We start from the raw sequence: 2,273 nt of genomic DNA, 5'->3' as shown, positions 1-2,273 counted from the left end.
AATTTTTTATTCATTTTTTTTATTTATTTAAATTTTTAATAATTTCTATCTCTTCCATATTGTACGGTTTGAAATCCCTATGATACAAATCGTGCTGCCATACGCCTGTGTAGGGTAGTTTTTCAGGGCGATGTCCCCAGGTAAGATGTGTTTGCGTTTTACCGTTTACCAATCCCCACAAAAAACCGCCCACATTCTCGTTTTTCAACACAGGCATAACATCTTCCACAGTGGATTTTAGTGGGCGATTCATCCACTCAGTGCAAATAAGCGGGCGATTATAGTTTCGTAAATCTTGAATCTGCTTTGCCATCGCTTCTTTTGAGCCATAATTATTAAAACTGATAATATCGGACTGTGCAAAAACAATTTCATTGAGTTCCTTATTGCCGTTCCATGTACCGACCGTTAAAGGTTGGCTCGGGTTAATCGCCCTTGCCCAGACAAAAACACTTTTAACGAGCGGAATACTGCGGTATCCCTCACTGGTTGGTTTTGTATTGGTTGGTTCGTTATACAAATCCCAGAGAAGTACGCGCGGGTCATTTTTGAATTTGCGCAGGACATCTTTTACATATTTTTCCAATAAGGGATGCCGGCTCTCATCCACCACCATGGTATGTCCCGGAGAAGGCGACCATGCCCAGGCATACCAACCTATCCGAGGTTCGTCTTGTTTGCCGATAACCGGGTCAGCATTTTCGCCAAAAGTACAATCATCAAAAAAAGTCGGCATCACTGTGATGTCATGCTTATCACATATCTCCAGAAAACGCTCCAATGCAGAGAGAAAATACGCAGGGTCATCTGCATATACGGCATATTGCAATACCACACGGACACAATTTAATCCGATACTTTGGGCGAGCGCCAGTTCTTTGTCAATCAATGCCGGATTAAAACTTGTTTTATCCCACATCGCCGTATAATTGATAGCATCGGAAGGGATGTAATTGACGCCATTCAACCATTTGAATGATTTGTACCAATTGTTCGCCCGTTCTTCCGACCAGCGATTATCCTGTGCAAAAGCATTGAAGTTGTAACTTTCCAAATAGACCCGGATAGCACGTGCGAGGTCATTTCCCAATTCACGCGCAGAATTGACATCCACAACCACCCCGGAAGCGTTGGCAAAGGGAACTTCTATAGCTCCGGCAAAAATGGCATTCGGCAACGTTGCTCCCCACTGGTCGCAACTTCTCAAGTTTGACGTTTTAAGATTGGCGGAAGTGTTCCACGAAACGCCATACGGCAGATTGAACGATGCCTTGTAGGGAATGACGCCTTTTTTTTCTGCTTCCAAAATCTCGCCGAAACGTTGGAGCTTTTTATCAAAACCAACATAAACAGTCGGGTCTTTGCCGGGAAAATAGACATATTCGTTTGTTCCTTTTTTGTAATTACCACCCTCAGCACCACCACGATGTCCGGGACAGTGCATATCCAGGAAGAACAAAGGCTTTCCATCCTGCCATTGGGGCACCTGCTCGGTAATAGCTTTAATTTCGGGATAAATCTTTTGAATGTAATCGCGGTTGTGGTCGTGTGGACGGCGGTTTTTGCCCTGGTCGCCATCTTCCACACCGTCTTTGTCCACCAACGGGACGATAAAGAAATCGGCGCGCTCCCGTAGCCAGCGTCCGTCTTCCGTATCGGAAAGCGCAGCATCTATAATTCCTTCGAGCGAGTATGTCGCCATCATTTCACCGCAATGATGCCGCGATGACAGGAATATTTTGAAATCGGGCGTTTTGTTGCTGTCGTAAATGCGGAGCAATTCTACATTGCGTCCTTTCTTCGTCTTGCAAAGTGTTTCCACTTTCAAATACGGGTTTTTCTTGTACTTCTTGAGAAACTGTGTAAGATTCTTTTCCGTATAATTCATTCCCACACCGAAATAAACCTCTTTGTCTTTCTTCCCAAACTGGTATTGAAAATTTTTATCGGAAAAACCGAGTTCTCCTAACCAACGCCACGTTTCTCCACCATCTGTACTGACAGCGGGACCGCGTGCAGCGATAACACCACGAGCAAAAATAAAATTCAACGTCCGTCCCTCAGCACCCTTTACCCTGAACGACCAATTGAACCAGTTGCCCTCCGTATCTCGCAAATCCTCTTTTAAACGGACGGTATCGCCTTCAATACTCAGCACTTTGATGTTGCCGCCCGGAAAATTGGCGTCTATTTGCAGTTCTTTTGCTTTGAGACTCTGCAACATTATCCCTAACAAGATACTTACTCCTATACATATTCTTTTGTTCATACAA

General features: G+C 44.3%; 1 protein-coding gene. It reads right to left on the bottom strand.

Annotated elements, in window-relative coordinates:
* Positions 1-19: 19 nt before the first annotated feature.
* Positions 20-2,273 (bottom strand): cellulase family glycosylhydrolase (locus ASC50_RS07340; RefSeq protein ID WP_226995439.1); only part of this gene is annotated, 2,254 nt, incomplete at its 5' end.

This window comes from Candidatus Symbiothrix dinenymphae, assembly GCF_001431085.1.
The sequence above is the reverse complement of the archived record's forward strand: the minus strand, read 5'-3'. Positions and strand labels throughout refer to the sequence as shown.